18 protein-coding genes are annotated in these 15,718 nt (G+C 61.8%); 13 read left to right on the plus strand and 5 right to left on the minus strand.

All coding sequences use genetic code 11. The features are described 5' to 3' along the window. The first annotated feature begins 68 nt into the window (after positions 1 to 68). From mpl to M2397_RS25680, 3 genes are read left to right on the plus strand one after another with little or no spacing between them, the layout of a single operon-like run. Positions 69 to 1,418 carry a UDP-N-acetylmuramate:L-alanyl-gamma-D-glutamyl-meso-diaminopimelate ligase gene (mpl, locus tag M2397_RS25670; RefSeq protein ID WP_184746289.1) on the plus strand — a complete coding sequence of 450 codons (1,350 nt, stop codon included), beginning with the start codon at positions 69 to 71 and terminating at the stop codon, positions 1,416 to 1,418. Beyond that, positions 1,415 to 2,044: a flavin prenyltransferase UbiX gene (ubiX, locus tag M2397_RS25675; protein WP_131700085.1), complete on the plus strand. Its 630-nt coding sequence runs from the start codon at positions 1,415 to 1,417 to the stop codon at positions 2,042 to 2,044. The genes mpl and ubiX overlap by 4 nt, the downstream gene beginning before the upstream one ends. Next, positions 2,037 to 2,321, plus strand: coding sequence for a YceK/YidQ family lipoprotein (locus M2397_RS25680; protein ID WP_131700086.1), 285 nt, complete (start codon positions 2,037 to 2,039; stop codon positions 2,319 to 2,321). Before ubiX ends, M2397_RS25680 begins: the two co-directional genes overlap by 8 nt. A gap of 76 nt (positions 2,322 to 2,397) precedes the next feature. Here the strand turns inward: M2397_RS25680 and M2397_RS25685 are convergent, their stop codons facing one another. The 3 genes from M2397_RS25685 to M2397_RS25695 all read right to left on the minus strand — a co-directional run bounded on the left by M2397_RS25685 (position 2,398) and on the right by M2397_RS25695 (position 5,348). Further along, positions 2,398 to 3,039, minus strand: coding sequence for an oxidoreductase (locus M2397_RS25685; protein WP_027605224.1), 642 nt, complete (start codon positions 3,037 to 3,039; stop codon positions 2,398 to 2,400). A gap of 29 nt (positions 3,040 to 3,068) precedes the next feature. Continuing rightward, entirely contained in the window at positions 3,069 to 4,787 is a 1,719-nt protein-coding gene (locus tag M2397_RS25690) for a C13 family peptidase (protein ID WP_131700087.1), read from the minus strand. A gap of 105 nt (positions 4,788 to 4,892) precedes the next feature. Beyond that, the gene (locus M2397_RS25695; protein WP_027605226.1) at positions 4,893 to 5,348 is read right to left on the minus strand and encodes a MaoC family dehydratase; all 456 of its coding nucleotides are present in this window, start codon (positions 5,346 to 5,348) and stop codon (positions 4,893 to 4,895) included. A gap of 164 nt (positions 5,349 to 5,512) precedes the next feature. Between M2397_RS25695 and M2397_RS25700 the strand changes: the two genes are divergently transcribed. The 4 genes from M2397_RS25700 (at position 5,513) to M2397_RS25715 (ending at position 7,507) form a co-directional block, all read left to right on the plus strand. Continuing rightward, on the plus strand, positions 5,513 to 5,866 hold the full coding sequence (locus M2397_RS25700; RefSeq protein ID WP_131700088.1) for a CidA/LrgA family protein: 354 nt from the start codon (positions 5,513 to 5,515) through the stop codon (positions 5,864 to 5,866). Then, the gene (locus M2397_RS25705) at positions 5,863 to 6,579 is read left to right on the plus strand and encodes an LrgB family protein (RefSeq protein ID WP_184746293.1); all 717 of its coding nucleotides are present in this window, start codon (positions 5,863 to 5,865) and stop codon (positions 6,577 to 6,579) included. Before M2397_RS25700 ends, M2397_RS25705 begins: the two co-directional genes overlap by 4 nt. 21 nt (positions 6,580 to 6,600) lie before the next feature. After that, entirely contained in the window at positions 6,601 to 7,191 is a 591-nt protein-coding gene (locus tag M2397_RS25710; RefSeq protein ID WP_259244713.1) for an LON peptidase substrate-binding domain-containing protein, read from the plus strand. 100 nt (positions 7,192 to 7,291) lie between these two features. Continuing rightward, complete coding sequence (locus M2397_RS25715; RefSeq protein WP_131700091.1) at positions 7,292 to 7,507, plus strand: hypothetical protein; 216 nt, start codon at positions 7,292 to 7,294, stop codon at positions 7,505 to 7,507. Here M2397_RS25715 and M2397_RS25720 read toward each other — a convergent pair. Next, entirely contained in the window at positions 7,501 to 8,817 is a 1,317-nt protein-coding gene (locus M2397_RS25720; RefSeq protein WP_131700092.1) for a bifunctional DedA family/phosphatase PAP2 family protein, read from the minus strand. The genes M2397_RS25715 and M2397_RS25720 overlap by 7 nt on opposite strands. Positions 8,818 to 8,842: 25 nt before the next feature. After that, positions 8,843 to 9,526 carry a DNA-3-methyladenine glycosylase gene (locus tag M2397_RS25725; RefSeq protein WP_131700093.1) on the minus strand — a complete coding sequence of 228 codons (684 nt, stop codon included), beginning with the start codon at positions 9,524 to 9,526 and terminating at the stop codon, positions 8,843 to 8,845. Between the two features lie 175 nt (positions 9,527 to 9,701). Here M2397_RS25725 and M2397_RS25730 point away from each other — a divergent pair, with 175 nt between their 5' ends. From M2397_RS25730 to rodA, 6 genes are all read left to right on the plus strand, one after another. Beyond that, positions 9,702 to 10,967 carry a glutamate-5-semialdehyde dehydrogenase gene (locus M2397_RS25730; RefSeq protein WP_131700094.1) on the plus strand — a complete coding sequence of 422 codons (1,266 nt, stop codon included), beginning with the start codon at positions 9,702 to 9,704 and terminating at the stop codon, positions 10,965 to 10,967. Beyond that, positions 10,967 to 11,611, plus strand: coding sequence for a nicotinate-nucleotide adenylyltransferase (nadD, locus tag M2397_RS25735; protein WP_065910068.1), 645 nt, complete (start codon positions 10,967 to 10,969; stop codon positions 11,609 to 11,611). Before M2397_RS25730 ends, nadD begins: the two co-directional genes overlap by 1 nt. A gap of 69 nt (positions 11,612 to 11,680) precedes the next feature. Beyond that, positions 11,681 to 12,175, plus strand: a complete 495-nt coding sequence (gene rsfS, locus M2397_RS25740) for a ribosome silencing factor (protein WP_003176298.1) — start codon at positions 11,681 to 11,683, stop codon at positions 12,173 to 12,175. A 9-nt stretch (positions 12,176 to 12,184) separates the two neighbouring features. Continuing rightward, entirely contained in the window at positions 12,185 to 12,652 is a 468-nt protein-coding gene (gene rlmH / locus M2397_RS25745) for a 23S rRNA (pseudouridine(1915)-N(3))-methyltransferase RlmH (protein ID WP_003176297.1), read from the plus strand. A 15-nt stretch (positions 12,653 to 12,667) separates the two neighbouring features. Beyond that, positions 12,668 to 14,566 carry a penicillin-binding protein 2 gene (gene mrdA / locus M2397_RS25750; protein WP_145336738.1) on the plus strand — a complete coding sequence of 633 codons (1,899 nt, stop codon included), beginning with the start codon at positions 12,668 to 12,670 and terminating at the stop codon, positions 14,564 to 14,566. 31 nt (positions 14,567 to 14,597) lie between these two features. Continuing rightward, positions 14,598 to 15,701, plus strand: a complete 1,104-nt coding sequence (rodA, locus tag M2397_RS25755) for a rod shape-determining protein RodA (protein ID WP_050442794.1) — start codon at positions 14,598 to 14,600, stop codon at positions 15,699 to 15,701. Positions 15,702 to 15,718 lie beyond the last annotated feature (17 nt).

Below are 15,718 nucleotides of genomic sequence, written 5' to 3' on the forward strand. Positions count from 1 at the left end.
TCCTACAGCTAAAGAGTGCGATTTTCGCCCCCCTGCGCTAACCTGCCTCGATGTTTACGAGGTCGACTATGCACATTCATATTCTTGGTATCTGCGGCACTTTCATGGGTTCGATGGCGGTTCTGGCCAAAGAGCTGGGCCATCATGTAACGGGCTCCGATGCCAATGTTTACCCGCCCATGAGCACGCAACTGGAGGCTCAGGGTATTGAGTTGACCCAGGGTTACGACCCGGCGCAATTCGACCCGGTGCCGGACCTGGTGGTGATCGGCAATGCCATGTCCCGTGGCAATCCGGCCGTCGAGTACGTACTCAACAAAGGTTTGCCTTACGTGTCCGGCCCGCAATGGCTGGCCGACCATGTGCTGCAAGGTCGCTGGGTCTTGGCCGTTGCCGGCACCCATGGCAAGACCACCACCAGCAGCATGCTGGCCTGGGTGCTGGAGCACGCGGGCATGAGCCCGGGCTTCCTGATCGGCGGCGTGCCACAGAACTTCTCGGTCTCCGCGCGTCTGGGCGATACGCCTTTCTTCGTGATTGAAGCCGACGAATACGACAGCGCCTTTTTCGACAAGCGCTCCAAGTTCGTCCACTACCGTCCGCGCACGGCGATCCTCAACAACCTCGAGTTCGATCACGCCGATATCTTTCCAGATTTGGCGGCCATCGAGCGACAGTTCCACCATTTGGTGCGCACCATTCCCAGCGAAGGCCTGGTCATCCACCCGACCACCGAGCCAGCTTTGCAGCGTGTGATCGAGATGGGTTGCTGGACCCCGGTGCAAACCACCGGGGCGGGTGGGCAATGGCAGGTCAAGTTGCTCAGTGAAGACGGTTCCAGGTTTGAAGTGCTGTTTGAAGGCGAGGCCCAAGGCATTGTCGATTGGGACATGACCGGCCAGCACAACGTTGCCAACGCCCTGGTCACCCTGGCCGCCGCGCGCCATGTGGGCGTGGTGCCGTCCATGGGCATCGCGGCGCTGAGTGCATTCAAGAGTGTGAAGCGACGCATGGAGAAAGTCGCCGAGGTGAATGGGATTACCATCTACGACGACTTTGCCCACCACCCGACTGCGATTGCTACCACGCTGGACGGCCTGCGCAAGCGTGTCGGTGATGCCCAGGTAATCGCGATCGTCGAGCCGCGCTCCAACTCCATGAAGCTCGGCGCCCACCGCGACGGCCTGCCGGAAAGCGTTAACGATGCCGACCAGGCGGTGTGGTACGCACCGGCCAATCTTGGCTGGGACCTGCCGGCGATTGCGGCGCAGTGCACGGTGCCGTCGAAAGTCTGTGATTCCATCGAGGGCATCATTGAGTTCGTCAAGCACCAGGCCAAGCCTGGCGCCCATGTGGTGGTCATGAGCAACGGCGGCTTCGGCGGCTTGCACGGCAAACTGGCCGAGGCGCTGAAATGAGTGGCCCGGAACGCGTCACCCTGGCGATGACCGGCGCATCCGGCGCGCCGTATGGCTTGCGCCTGCTGGATTGCCTGGTGCGTGAGGATCGTGAGGTGCACTTCCTGATCTCCAAGGCCGCGCAGTTGGTGATGGCCACCGAGACTGATGTCGCGCTGCCCCCCAAGGTGCAGATGATGCAAGCCTTTCTCACCGAGTACACCGGTGCGGCGGCGGGGCAGATCAAGGTCTATGGCAAGGAAGACTGGATGTCGCCGGTGGCATCGGGTTCTGGCGCGCCGGCGGCAATGGTGGTGGTGCCGTGCTCCACGGGGACGTTGTCGGCGATTGCCACGGGCGCTTGCAACAACCTGATTGAACGCGCCGCCGACGTGACGCTGAAGGAGCGCCGCCAGTTGATCCTGGTGCCGCGTGAGGCGCCGTACTCGAGCATTCATCTGGAACACATGCTCAAGCTGTCGAACCTGGGGGTGACTATCCTGCCAGCGTCGCCCGGCTTCTATCACCAGCCGCAGACCATCGATGACCTGGTGGATTTCGTGGTGGCGCGCATTCTCAACCTGTTGAATATCCCTCAGGACATGCTGCCGCGTTGGGGCGAACATCATTTGAGCAGCGATGAATAAGGCACTGTTGGTGATACTGGCGCTGCAACTGGCCGGCTGCGCCACCGTACGTACCCTGGACGCCGCGCAGCCCGGCGCGCCGGTGGTGTATGCCGGCACGCGGTTGGATTTGTATGCAATGAACGGAGGTTGCTGCGCCAAGGACCGGTTCGGTGCCGAGGCGCCCAGCTATCCCGGCGTCGACCTGCCAGCCAGCGCGTTGCTCGACACGCTGTTATTGCCGCTGTCAGTGTTGACGGTGCTGGGGGTAGGGTTTAATGCGACTGGCGGGCTCTAGCCCGGATTTTAAACGCATCACAAAACCAATGTGGGAGGGGCTTGCCCCCTCCCACATTTTTGCTTTGTGTTCGGCCTTATTTACCGAGCTTGCGCAGTTCGTCCGACTCCACCACCCGCACCCCGTCCTGCTCTTCCAGCGCCAGGCGCCACATGGCCCGTGCCAGTTCGCAGACTTCAATGCCGTGGTATTTGCCTGGGATCAGGCGTGACAGCGGCCCGGCCAATTGCTCGGCCAAGCGCGGCTCCAGCCGTTCCCCCAACAGCAACGAAGGCCGCACGATGGTCAGCTGCGGCCAGTCCTGGGCCTTGAGCGCCTGTTCCATTTCGCCTTTGACCCGGTTGTAGAACACCGAGGATTTCGGGTCGGCGCCAATTGCACTGATTACGATCAGGTGCCGCGCGCCCATCTCCCGCGCTCGCTTGGCAAAGGCTACGACCATATCCAGGTCGACGGCACGAAAAGCCTCTTCGGAACCGGCTTTCTTGATGGTGGTGCCCAGGCAGCAGAAGGCAATATCCACCTGGCCGCTCAGTTGCGGCAGGAACACCGCTGGGTCGCCCACCGGGTTTTCCAGGTGCGGGTGCTCGGCCAGCGGTTTGCGGCTGGGTGCAAGTACACGGGTCACGGTGGGTTCGTTGAGCAGGCGATCGAGCAGGTGTTCGCCGGTGAGGCCAGAGGCGCCGGCGAGCAGGATATGCTGAGGTGTCAGGTACATGGTGTTTCCCCCTTGTTACACGTTACAGCTTAGTTGCCTTTGGCTTCCTTGCTATTCATTGAGACGCTTTCCAGCGCCTTTCGTGCCTGCTGCTTGCGTAATAATTGCCAATGGGCGATCACGCCTTTGGGGGCCCAGATCTGCGGTTCGGACGCTTCGAAGTTGTCTGCCTGTTCGCGTTCGCTCACATGCAACTGCGCCAGCTTGAAGGCTTGCTGCAAATCGTCGGTCTGGTTGAAGGCTTGGGCGAAGAGGGCGTCGCCGAAGTAGGTGAAGTCGGCTTCTTCGGAGCAACCGAAGGACACGCGGTCGGCGCGCGAGGCGGTCATGATCAGGGTGCGTTCGTCTTTGAGCACGGGGATGAAGCCGCCGGAGTAGCAAGCTGAAATCACGACGATCTTGTCGCGGTTTTTCAGCGGCGCGAGCACGGCGGCCAGCTCATCGGCGGGCAGATCGGCCAGTTCCATGCGTGGTTGGTCCAGCACCAGCTCGTGTTCGTGGGTGCCGTGGCTGGTCAGGTAGATAAACACCAGGTCTTCCGGGCCGGTGCGCTCGGCCAGGGTTTGCACGGCACGGCGCAGGCTTTCGCGGGTGGCCAGTGGCCGGTCGGCGATATGGTCGCGGTGGTTGACCAGGCGGATCTGCCCACGTGCGCCGAAGCGGGTGGCGAGCATATTGCTGACGTAATCGGCTTCGCGCAGGAACACGCTCTGTTTGCCGTCGCCGGCCACGGCCAGGGTGTACAGCTCCACTGCTGGGGTGGATGCAGGCACGGCGGCGAGGGCGGCGTCGAGCAAACGGCCCTGGGCCAGTACGCCGATTTCCAGCGGATCGGGCAACAGCTTGCCGTCGGCATCACGCACGCGCATGCCGTTGACCCACGTGCCGGCCTGTACGGTGCCGTCGGTGAGTACCAGGGTGCCGCGGCCTTGATAGTTGTCGCTGTCGAAGCCACCAATGTAGAAGCTGCCGTCGGTCAGGTTCAGGCGGCCTTCGCCGGTAAAGCGCCAATCGCTGAACTGGCCGACGTAATGGCTGCCGTCGACGCCGATCAACTCGCCCTTGCCGCTGAGTGCGCCTTCCTTGAACTGGCCGATCCACACGTCGCCATCGGCGTTTTCATAACGGCCCTTGCCGTTGAGTTGGTTCTGTTTGAACTGGCCGACATAGATGTCGCCGTCCGCGCTGTTGAAGGTACCGTTGCCCTCCAACTGGCCGTCGACGAAGTGGCCACTGAACTGGTTGCCGCTGTCGTCATTGCGCTGGCCTTCGCCGTTCGGCTTGCCGTGGGCGAACTGGCCCTGATACTGGCTGCCGTCGGCCAGTTCCAGGCGGCCGAGGCCGGAATACTGGTCGTCCTTGAATTCGCCGCGATAGGTCATCTGCCCTTCTTTGAGGGTGCCTTCGCCGTTGCGCCGACCGTTCTTGAACCCGCCCACATAGTGGCTGCCGGCTGTGGTCAGGCTGCCCTGGCCGTCGAACAGGCCTTGCTGGAACTGGCCTTTATAGATTTCGCCGTTGCTGCCATGCCATTCGCCCTGGCCGTGCCACTGGCCTTTGTCGAACTGCCCGGCGTACCAGCTGCCGTTGGGGTAATCCACGCGCCCCTGGCCTTGCAGCAAACCATTGACCACATCGCCCCGGTAACGGCCGCCATCGGGCAGGCGCGCATCGGGCGGCAACAGCGATTCGCCGTCTCCGCAAGCGGTGAGCAACAGGGCAAGGGCAAGGGGGGCGAGTGGGCGCATAGCGGGATCCGGATATTTGAGCGCCGAGTATGCCGCAGCTGCGAGTTTCATACATAAATTTACATACCCTGTGGCGAGTTTCAGTGGCTCGCCACAGGGATGGGCTTACACGAAGTAGAGCGACAACGACTCGGCAACGTAAGCGGGTTTTTCCTGGCCATCGATTTCCAGGGTAGCGGTGGCCTTGAGCAACCACTGGCCGGGCTTTTTCTCGGTGACATCGGTGAGGGTCACGTTCAGGCGCACCTTGGAATTGACCTTCACCGGCTGGATGAAACGCACGCTGTCCAGGCCGTAGTTGACCGCCATCTTCAGGCCTTCGGGCACGATCAGGATGTCTTCCATCAGCTTGGGCATCAGTGACAGCGACAGGAAACCGTGGGCGATGGTGCTGCCGAACGGGGTTTGCGCGGCCTTGACCGGGTCGACGTGGATGAACTGATGATCGCCGGTGGCTTCGGCGAACAGGTTGATGCGCGCCTGGTCGATGGTGAGCCATTCGGAACGTCCCAGTTCCTTGCCGACATAGTCTTTGAGCTGCGCTACGGGTACATAGGGCATTGCGTCTCTCCTTGGTTCATCGGTTCTGTTTTTTGGGGTTACAGAGAACCAATGTAGATCATCATGGGCATCCAGCCCGGTCAACCCACCATGCTTTTGGCGAATGCCGGGGCATAGGGCGGGCATGCTTATAATGCGGGTGGGTCTTGAGGGGGAGAGAACGGATGCTGTTACGCGGTCTGACATGGCTGGTGCTGTTTCAATTGATCGGCACGGCGATCAATCATTTGCTGGTGCCGGTACTGCCGGGGCCGATCATCGGCCTGTTGTTGATGCTCGGTTTCCTGATCTGGCGTGGCGAAGTCGGCGAGCCCCTGAGCCTGGCGGCCAGTAGCTTGTTGCGCTACTTGCCGTTGCTGCTGGTACCGCCGGCGGTGGGGGTGATGGTGTATGCCAAGGATATTGCCGCTGATTTCTGGGCCATCGTCGGTGCACTGGTGTTGTCGCTGGTGATCGCCATGGGCTTTGTCGGGTTGTTGATGGAACGCATGGTCAAGCGCAAGGAGAAGGATCAATGATTTTCGACTGGCACGGCGCGTGGACGGCTGTGATTCATCACCCGCTGTTCGGTATCGGTATCACCCTGGGTGCCTATCAGCTGGTGCTGGCGGGTTTTGAGAAAACCCGCTGGATTTTCCTGCAACCGGTGCTGGTCTCCATGCTGCTGGTGATCGGCGTGTTGCTCACGTGCGGCCTGAGCTACGCCGAGTACCGCAAGAGCACGGAGATCATGGGGATTTTGCTGGGCCCGGCCACCGTCGCGCTGGCCGTGCCGCTTTATCTCAATCTGCGCCGCATTCGCCAATTGTTCTGGCCGATTTTTACTACGCTGGTGATAGGCGGCGTGCTGGCCACCGGCCTGTGCGTACTGCTGGGTTGGTGGTTTGGCGCCGAACACAGGATGTTGATGACCATGGCACCGAAGTCGGTGACATCGCCGATTGCCATGCTGGTGGCCGAGCAGATCGGCGGTGTGGCAGCCTTGGCGGCAGTGTTTGTGCTGATCACCGGGGTGGTGGGCGCGATGGTTGGCCCGGCGTTACTCTCGCGTCTTGGGGTGTACAGTCCCGAGGCGCGCGGCATGGCGCTGGGCATGACTGCCCACGCCGTCGGCACCTCGGTGGCCCTGCAGGAAAGCGAAGAGTGTGGCGCCTTTGCGGCGCTGGCCATGAGTCTGATGGGCGTAGCCACAGCGGTATTCCTGCCGCTGGCCGTGTCAGTGATTGTTTAAACCGGGTTTAAGGAAGCCTTTATGAGTCTGGCGCTGTTCCCCCTCAATACCGTGCTGTTCCCTGGCTGCACCCTCGACCTGCAACTGTTCGAGGCGCGCTACCTGGACATGATCAGCCGCTGCATGAAAATGGGCGAAAGCTTCGGCGTGGTGTGCATCCTCGATGGCAAGGAGGTGGGCATGGCCCCGGATGGCTATGCGCTGATCGGCTGCGAAGCGTTGATTCGCGACTTCAGGCAGCAGGACAACGGCCTGCTGGGGATTCGCGTCGAAGGCGGGCGGCGCTTCCGCGTGCGTGACGCCGGTGTGCAGAAGGACCAGTTGCTGATAGCCGAGGTGCAATGGCTGGAAGAACTGCCGGACCAGGCGCTGGAAGAAGAGGATGCCGACCTGCTGGCTTTGCTCCAGGCCCTGGCCGAACATCCGATGGTCGCGTCGCTGGACATGGGCACCCATGCCGATGGCCAGCAAGCCTTGGGCAATCAACTGGCTTATCTGTTGCCGTTCACCGAGGCCGACAAGATCGACCTGCTGCAACTCGACGACCCGCAGCAGCGGCTGGATGCGATCCAGATGCTGCTCGATGAACTTCAGGGTGAGTTGTTCACCTGAGTTTCGGATCAGTCCTGCACCACTTTCAGATGTTTCTTCGTTGCTCCCGGTGCGTGGGCTGAAATAGTCGCCGATCACTCAACAATGATCGGGGATGAACATGATTCGGCTAGTGCAATCGGAGCAGGCAGCCTGGGACGCTTTTTTTGGCAGTATTGCCGCGCAATTGCTGCGGTTGGACGCCAAGCGCGGTCCGGAATACATCGCTGAACGCGCCGCGGAAATAGCTGATGAGATGTTGCTGGAGCGACGCGAGCGGTGTATTGAACGCCGCGCCGCGCCAGTTGATTGGCTCGGCCCGGCCCAGGATCAGTAGGCGTACCTGAGCAGCGCGTGGGGGGTGCCGGTAAAGGCAATGAAACCGAGCACCGCCACCACGGCGGGTAATACCAGCCACCAGGCCTTCTGCGGCATCGGCGGCAATGGGCTGCGGTACTGGCAGACGGTGAGGCTGAATGCACAGACGGTCATTGCCAGCAGCGTGCCAGCCAGGATGTCGGTGGGCCAATGGGCGCCGAGGTAGACCCGTGACAGCGCGATGAAGGCCGCAGGAATACAGCCCAGCAGCATCCAGGTCAGGCGCAGGCGCGTGGGTTGTCCGCGACCGGCCAGCACCGCCAACGCCAGAAAAAACGCAAACGCACCAGAGGCGTGGCCGCTGGGCATGCTGAAGCTGGTCAATGGGTCGGTGAGGATTTCCGGGCGGCCGCGGGCGAAAAACAGTTTGGTCCCGGTATTGATCACCGCCGCCCCGGCCAGAGTTGCACCGACAAACACGGCATGACGCCATTGCCGCGCCAGTAGCAGCAGACCCGTGAATACGGCGCTGGCGAAGAACATTTTCTTGAACTCGCCCAACTGGGTCACCATCACCATGGTCTGGTCCAGCCAGGGGCTGCGATGCTCCTGCACCAGCGCACTCAGGCCGTGGTCGAAGTCGTCCAGGTGGGTATAGCCGATAAACAGGGCGATCAACAACGTCAGGCTGGCGCAACCTATCCACAAGGTCGCGCGACGATGGCCGCGCACGCTGGTGTTCAGACTCAGCCCCAGCATGACCGCCAGGCAGGCTGTAACAACCCCCGCCTCAGGCCAGAACCCTTCCGGCAATGGCAAGCGGAACGCAGCGCCGGTCGCCCAGCCCGGCAGCAGGTAGGCGACCGACCAACCCGCTGCTGCCAGCAGGCTGACCAGGGCGAAACGCGGGAACGGCATGTCGCACATCCCGGCGACCATCGGCAGCATCGGCCGCAATGGCCCGATGAAGCGGCCCACCAGCAGGCTGGCGATGCCGTATTTGTGGAAGTAGGTTTCCGCGCCGTTCATCCATTCCGGGTGGTGGCGCAGGCCGGGCAGGCGGCGGATGTTCTGATGGAAGTGTCGCCCCAGGAAGTAGGAAACCCCGTCGCCCAACAAGCCTCCCAGGAACCCCATCAGCAGGGTTTCACTCAGGGACAAGGCGCCGCTGCCAGCCAGTGCCGCAATGGCAAACAGCAACACCGTGCCCGGCACGATCAGTCCGGCAATGGCCAGGCATTCCACGCACGCGACGATAAACACCGCCGCCGCCAGCCATTGCGGGTTGAGGGTCAGCCAGCCGGTAATGCTATCGAGCCACTGGCCCATAAATCTTCACTCCAACGCCACAGATTCAAATCAAAAAGTAGTCGCGGCCTTCGACCTGGCCCCGGCGCAGTGGGTTCCGCGTGCAATAGGGCGCATAGCCGGCATCGACGAAGCGGTACATCAAGTGCTCGTCACGGCCGCTGGGGATGCCCAATCGGGTGGTCTGGATGATGTGCGTCGGTGTCTGGCCGACGTCTTCCACATAGAGCAATTCTTGATCAAAGCGCTTGGCATCCCACATCGGCACCTTCAGGCCCAGCGCCTTGCACAGCAACGTCTGGCCGGCACACAGCTTTTGCGACGCGCGCGGGCTGCCATCGGCATTCGGGTTGTTCAGCAGCATCTGCGCCAGGCTGGCGGGCCCGGAGGTTTCATCGACCCATGGATAGGCCGATTTGATCAGCACGGCATTGCCCGGCCCCTGAGCGCTGAAGTTCAGCGAATCCCCGCCACGGGCGTAGTACATATAGATATGCCCACCATCCAGAAACAAAGCCTTACGCTTTTCTGTGTAGCCAAGTGAGGCGTGGCTGCCTTTTTCGGCCACGTAATAGGCTTCGGTTTCAATAATTCGCGCCGAAAGCCAGATATCGCCGACACGATGGCGTATGACTTTTCCGAGCAAATCTCGCGCGAGTATTTGCGCATCACGGTCGAAGAAGCTGTCGGGCAGGGCGCTGGCGGGGAGTTGGGGCGAAGAACTGGGCATGGTGGTCTGGGGTTAATACGGCTAAATGTGACGGAATAATAACAACTCCCACCTTAATTACGGCTGAACCCCAGGTTTTTACAGTTCATTTCGACCTTCCGCCCCTCACCGCTGTCAGTCGGGCGGCGTCACAGCTATAATCTGCCGCTTTCCTCTTTGCCAAGACTCCCTGACCATGACTGAGTCCGTTCTTGACTACATGACCCGCCTGGGTCGCGCTGCCCGTCAGGCCTCGCGGTTGATCGCCCGTGCGAGCACCGCGCAGAAGAACCGTGCCCTGCTGGCCGCCGCCGATGCTCTGGACGCTTCGCGCTCCGAGCTGACTGCCGCCAACGAACTGGACCTGGCCAACGGCCGCGCCAATGGCCTCGAGCCCGCCCTGCTGGACCGCCTGGCGCTGACCCCGGCACGCATCGACGACATGATCGAAGGTTTGCGTCAGGTGGCCAAGCTGCCTGACCCCATCGGTGAAATCCGCGATATGCGTTACCTGCCGTCCGGTATCCAGGTCGGCAAGATGCGCGTGCCCCTGGGCGTGATCGGCATCATCTATGAGTCGCGCCCGAACGTGACCATCGACGCCGCGAGCCTGTGCCTCAAGTCGGGTAACGCCACCATCCTGCGTGGCGGTTCCGAGGCGATCAATTCCAACCGCGCCATTGCCGCCTGCATCCAGCAGGGCCTGGCCGTGGCCGAGTTGCCGGCCGACGTGGTGCAAGTGGTCGAAACCACCGACCGTGCCGCTGTCGGCGCGCTGATCACCCTGCCGGAATTCGTCGACGTGATCGTACCGCGCGGTGGCAAGAGCCTGATCGAGCGCGTCAGCCGCGATGCCAAGGTGCCCGTAATCAAGCACCTGGACGGCGTCTGCCACGTGTACATCGACATCGCCGCCGACATCGACAAGGCAATCCGCATTGCCGACAACGCCAAGACCCACCGCTACGCGCCGTGCAACACCATGGAAACCCTGCTGGTGCACGTCGGCATTGCCGAGCGCGTGCTGCCGCCGTTGGCTGCCATCTACCGTGACAAGGGTGTGGAACTGCGCGGTTGCGAACGCACCCGTGCCCTGTTGGGCGCGGACGTGATCGAAGCCACCGAAGAGGATTGGTACACCGAGTACACGGCGCCGATCCTGTCGATCCGCATCGTCGACGACCTGGACCAGGCCATCGAACACATCAACAAGTACGGCTCCAAGCACACCGACGCCATTGTTTCCGAGCATTTCAGCGACGCCCGGCGTTTCCTCACAGAAGTGGATTCCGCTTCGGTGATGATCAACGCCTCGACGCGCTTTGCCGACGGCTTCGAGTATGGCCTGGGGGCGGAGATCGGCATCTCCACCGACAAGCTCCACGCACGCGGCCCGGTTGGCCTGGAAGGCCTGACCAGCGAGAAGTACGTGGTGTTCGGCGACGGTCATGTGCGCACTTGATGGCTAAACGCATCGGGCTGCTCGGCGGTACCTTCGACCCCGTGCACATCGGCCATTTGCGCAGCGCCCTGGAAGTCGCGGATGCCTTGGCGTTGGATGAGCTGCGCCTGATCCCTAATTTCCGGCCGCCCCATCGCGATACCCCGCAGGTGTCGCCGCAGCAGCGCCTGGAAATGGTACGCCTGGCCGTAGAGGGCATACCGCCGCTGGTGGTGGACGATCGTGAGCTCAAGCGCGATAAACCGTCCTACACTGTCGACACCCTGGAGCTGATGCGCGCCGAGTTGGCCGCGGATGACCAGTTGTTTCTGCTTTTGGGCTGGGACGCATTTTGCGGCCTGCCCTCTTGGCATCGCTGGGAGGAACTCCTCCAGCACTGCCACATCCTGGTTTTGCAACGCCCGGATGCCGACAGCGAACCGCCGGATGCCTTGCGCAACCTGCTGGCCGCGCGGTCGGTAAGTGACCCCTTGGCCCTGACCGGGCCAAACGGGAATATTGCATTCGTCTGGCAAACCCCGCTTGCGGTGTCTGCCACCCAGATCCGTCAACTGCTGGCCAGCGGGAAGTCGGTACGTTTCCTGGTGCCTGACGCGGTCCTGGCCTACATCGATGCGCACGGGCTTTACCGTGCGTCGAACTGAAAAGGCGCGCTTGAACGCACGAACAGTCGTGCAGCGAGCGCCCGAACATACGAGCAAAACGAGTTTTTTATGACGAACAAAGACGTAAGCAAAGTAAAACGCAAAGGCACGTTCAAAAGCGCCCCGCTGCCGGTTGAAGCCCACGTTGGCCCTGAACTGGCTGGCGAAGAGCTGGTAAAAGTCGCCGTTGCCGCCCTGGAAGACGTGAAGGCCCAGGACATCCAGGTCCTGGACGTGCGCGACAAGCAGAGCATCACCGACTTCATGATCATCGCCACCGGTACCTCCAACCGCCAGATCGGCGCGATGCTGGACAAGGTTCGCGAAGCCGTCAAAGCCCAAGGCGTGAAGCCGCTGGGTGAAGAAGGCAAGGGCGACAGCGACTGGGTGCTGCTGGACATGGACGACGTAATCGTTCACATGATGACTTCCAACGCCCGTCAGTTCTACGACCTGGAGCGTCTGTGGAAAGGCGCCGAGCAGAGCCGTGCCGCCGATGGCAAGCACCACAGCCCGGAAGTGGGCCACGCGCACTTCGACAAGCTCAACAAAGACCAGGAATAAGGAACGGCTGTGCGCCTGCGTCTGATTGCTGTCGGTTCACGCATGCCCAAGTGGGTGGAAGAAGGCTGGCACGAGTATGCCAAGCGTCTGCCCGCCGAGCTGTCGCTGGAACTGGTAGAGATACCGCTCAACACCCGGGGCAAGAATGCCGACGTGGCGCGCTTTATCCGTCAGGAAGGCGAAGCCATGCTGGCCAAGGTCGGTCCCAACGAGCGCATCGTCACCCTCGAAGTGCACGGCAAGCCCTGGAGCACCGAGCAGCTGGCGGTGGAACTGGATCGCTGGCGCCTGGACTCGCGCACCGTCAACTTCATGGTCGGCGGCCCCGAAGGGCTGGCGCCGGAAGTCTGCGCGCGGGCGGACCAGCGCTGGTCGCTGTCGGCGCTGACGCTGCCGCACCCGTTGGTAAGGATCCTGATCGGTGAACAGCTGTATCGCGCCTGGACAGTTCTGTCCGGGCACCCTTACCACAAATAATCTGCGCCCCTCCCGATGACCCAGCCGATCCGCATCAAGGACCACGAGAAAGACGCACGTCTAGTACGCGCGCGCGTGGTGTTTGGCGCTTTTATGGTGGTGGGTTTGATCGGGGTGCTGATTGCGCGCCTGTATTTCCTGCAGGTGATCCAGTACGACTATCACTCCACGCTGTCGGAGAACAACCGGGTGCATGTGCAGCCGATTCCGCCGACCCGTGGGCTGATCTTCGACCGCAATGGCGTGGTGGTGGCGGATAACCGGCCCAGCTTCAGCCTGAGCATGACCCGCGAACGTTCCGGTGATTGGCAGCAGGTCCTCGATGTGATCGTCGAGGTGTTGCAACTGACCCCGGAAGACCGGGTGATCTTCGAGAAACGCATGAAGCAGGGGCGTCGGCCATTCGAGCCGGTGCCGATCCTGTTCGAGCTGACCGAAGAGCAGATCGCGCGGATCGCGGTGAACCAGTTCCGCCTGCCGGGAGTGGAAGTAGTGGCACAGTTGGTGCGCCACTATCCCCAAGGGCCGCACTTTGCCCACTCCGTCGGCTACATGGGACGGATCAACGAGAAAGAGCTGAAAAGCCTCGATCCCGTCAATTACAGCGGCACCCACCATATCGGCAAGACCGGCATCGAGCGTTTCTACGAGCCCGAGCTGCACGGCCAGGTGGGTTACGAAGAAGTCGAGACCAATGCTCGCGGCCGCGTGCTGCGGGTGCTCAAGCGTACCGACCCGGTGCCGGGCAAGGACATTGTGCTGAGCCTGGACATCAAGCTGCAGGAAGCGGCCGAGATGGCACTGGGTGGCCGGCGTGGCGCGGTGGTGGCGCTGGACCCGAAGACCGGCGAAGTGCTGGCGATGGTCAGTCAGCCGAGTTTCGATCCCAACCTGTTCGTCACCGGGATCAGCTTCAAGGCCTACGCCGAGCTGCGTGATTCCATCGACCGGCCGCTGTTCAACCGCGTACTGCGCGGCCTGTACCCGCCGGGTTCGACCATCAAGCCAGCGGTGGCGATTGCCGGCCTGGACGCCGGAGTGGTGACTGCATCGAGCCGGGTCTACGACCCTGGTTACTACATGCTGCCCAACTACGATCACAAATACCGTAACTGGAACCGCACCGGTGACGGCTATGTCGACCTGGATACGGCGATCATGCGTTCCAACGACACCTATTTTTACGACCTGGCCCACAAGCTGGGGATCGACCGCTTGTCCGCCTACATGGGCAAGTTCGGCCTCGGTCAGAAAGTCTCCCTGGATATGTTCGAAGAATCCCCTGGCCTGATGCCATCGCGGGAGTGGAAGCGTGCGACTCGCCGCCAGGCGTGGTTCCCGGGCGAAACCCTGATCCTCGGCATCGGCCAGGGCTATATGCAGGCCACGCCTTTGCAACTGGCCCAGGCCACGGCGCTGGTGGCCAACAAAGGCATCTGGAACCGCCCGCACCTGGCCCGTACCATCGAAGGCGAAAAGCCTTTGGATGAAAACCCCATCCCCGACATCGTGCTGCGCGACCCGTCCGATTGGACCAAGGTCAACCACGGCATGCAGCAGGTTATGCATGGCGCACGCGGTACCGCGCGCAAGGCGGCGATCGGTGCGCAATACCGTATCGCCGGCAAAAGTGGTACCGCCCAGGTGGTCGCGATCAAGCAGGGCGAGAAATACGACCGCTCCAAGGTCCAGGAACGCCACCGCGACCACGCCTTGTTTGTGGGTTTTGCCCCGGCCGACGACCCGAAAATCGTGGTGGCGGTGATGGTCGAGAACGGCGAGTCCGGCTCCGGTGTGGCGGCGCCTGTGGTGCGCCAGGTGATGGACGCCTGGTTGCTGGCCGACGACGGCAGGCTCAAGCCCGAATATGGCGGCCCCCCTTCAACCCCAGAGGTTACGGCCAGTGAAGAGTAATTTTGACCGCATCCTCTCCAGCGAGGATGTGATGCGTCGTCGCGCCACGCTGCTGCAGCGCATGCACATTGATGGTCCGTTGCTGATCCTGCTGCTGACCCTGGCGGCCGGCAGCCTGTTCGTGCTGTATTCGGCCAGCGGCAAGAACTGGGACTTGCTGATCAAGCAGGCGTCGTCGTTCGGCCTGGGCCTGTTATCCATGGTCGTGATCGCCCAGCTGGAGCCGCGTTTCATGGCGCGCTGGGTGCCGCTCGGCTATGTCGCCGGCGTATTGCTGCTGGTGGTGGTGGACGTCATGGGCCACAACGCCATGGGCGCGACCCGCTGGATCAACATTCCGGGGGTGATTCGCTTCCAGCCGTCGGAATTCATGAAGATCCTGATGCCGGCGACTATCGCCTGGTACCTGTCCAAGCGCACCTTACCGCCGCAGCTCAAGCATGTGGGGATCAGCCTGATCCTGATCGGGGTGCCGTTCATTCTGATCGTGCGCCAGCCTGACCTCGGCACCTCGCTGCTGATCCTGGCCGGCGGTGCGTTCGTGCTGTTCATGGGCGGCTTGCGCTGGCGCTGGATCCTCAGCGTGCTGGCGGCGGCAGTACCGGTGGCCGTGGCCATGTGGTTCTTCTTTATGCACGACTACCAGAAGCAGCGAATCCTGACTTTCCTCGATCCCGAAAGCGACCCGCTTGGCACCGGTTGGAACATTATCCAGTCGAAGGCCGCCATCGGTTCCGGCGGTGTATTTGGCAAGGGCTGGCTGCTGGGCACCCAGTCGCATTTGGACTTTTTGCCCGAGAGCCACACCGACTTCATTATTGCGGTGATGGGCGAAGAGTTCGGCCTGGTAGGCATTTGCGCGTTGTTGCTGATCTATTTGTTATTGATTGGTCGTGGCCTGGTGATTACCGCGCAGGCGCAGACGCTGTTCGGCAAATTGCTCGCCGGCAGCCTGACCATGACTTTTTTTGTTTACGTTTTCGTCAACATCGGTATGGTCAGTGGCCTGCTGCCGGTGGTTGGGGTGCCGTTGCCGTTCATTAGCTACGGCGGAACTTCGCTGGTGACATTGCTGTCAGCGTTTGGGGTTTTGATGTCGATTCATACGCATCGCAAGTGGATCGCACAGGTTTGAATAAGGTGAAGATGTCA

It is taken from the genome of Pseudomonas sp. BIGb0381 (assembly GCF_024809815.1).
Lineage (GTDB): Bacteria > Pseudomonadota > Gammaproteobacteria > Pseudomonadales > Pseudomonadaceae > Aquipseudomonas.

What these genes read in the sequence shown, in the direction of transcription:
- mpl (WP_184746289.1), top strand. Translation starts at nt 69, where the DNA reads ATGCACATTCATATTCTTGGTATCTGCGGCACTTTCATGGGTTCGATG.
- ubiX (WP_131700085.1), top strand. Translation starts at nt 1,415, where the DNA reads ATGAGTGGCCCGGAACGCGTCACCCTGGCGATGACCGGCGCATCCGGC.
- M2397_RS25680 (WP_131700086.1), top strand. Translation starts at nt 2,037, where the DNA reads ATGAATAAGGCACTGTTGGTGATACTGGCGCTGCAACTGGCCGGCTGC.
- M2397_RS25685 (WP_027605224.1), bottom strand. Translation starts at nt 3,039, where the DNA reads ATGTACCTGACACCTCAGCATATCCTGCTCGCCGGCGCCTCTGGCCTC.
- M2397_RS25690 (WP_131700087.1), bottom strand. Translation starts at nt 4,787, where the DNA reads ATGCGCCCACTCGCCCCCCTTGCCCTTGCCCTGTTGCTCACCGCTTGC.
- M2397_RS25695 (WP_027605226.1), bottom strand. Translation starts at nt 5,348, where the DNA reads ATGCCCTATGTACCCGTAGCGCAGCTCAAAGACTATGTCGGCAAGGAA.
- M2397_RS25700 (WP_131700088.1), top strand. Translation starts at nt 5,513, where the DNA reads ATGCTGTTACGCGGTCTGACATGGCTGGTGCTGTTTCAATTGATCGGC.
- M2397_RS25705 (WP_184746293.1), top strand. Translation starts at nt 5,863, where the DNA reads ATGATTTTCGACTGGCACGGCGCGTGGACGGCTGTGATTCATCACCCG.
- M2397_RS25710 (WP_259244713.1), top strand. Translation starts at nt 6,601, where the DNA reads ATGAGTCTGGCGCTGTTCCCCCTCAATACCGTGCTGTTCCCTGGCTGC.
- M2397_RS25715 (WP_131700091.1), top strand. Translation starts at nt 7,292, where the DNA reads ATGATTCGGCTAGTGCAATCGGAGCAGGCAGCCTGGGACGCTTTTTTT.
- M2397_RS25720 (WP_131700092.1), bottom strand. Translation starts at nt 8,817, where the DNA reads ATGGGCCAGTGGCTCGATAGCATTACCGGCTGGCTGACCCTCAACCCG.
- M2397_RS25725 (WP_131700093.1), bottom strand. Translation starts at nt 9,526, where the DNA reads ATGCCCAGTTCTTCGCCCCAACTCCCCGCCAGCGCCCTGCCCGACAGC.
- M2397_RS25730 (WP_131700094.1), top strand. Translation starts at nt 9,702, where the DNA reads ATGACTGAGTCCGTTCTTGACTACATGACCCGCCTGGGTCGCGCTGCC.
- nadD (WP_065910068.1), top strand. Translation starts at nt 10,967, where the DNA reads ATGGCTAAACGCATCGGGCTGCTCGGCGGTACCTTCGACCCCGTGCAC.
- rsfS (WP_003176298.1), top strand. Translation starts at nt 11,681, where the DNA reads ATGACGAACAAAGACGTAAGCAAAGTAAAACGCAAAGGCACGTTCAAA.
- mrdA (WP_145336738.1), top strand. Translation starts at nt 12,668, where the DNA reads ATGACCCAGCCGATCCGCATCAAGGACCACGAGAAAGACGCACGTCTA.
- rodA (WP_050442794.1), top strand. Translation starts at nt 14,598, where the DNA reads ATGCGTCGTCGCGCCACGCTGCTGCAGCGCATGCACATTGATGGTCCG.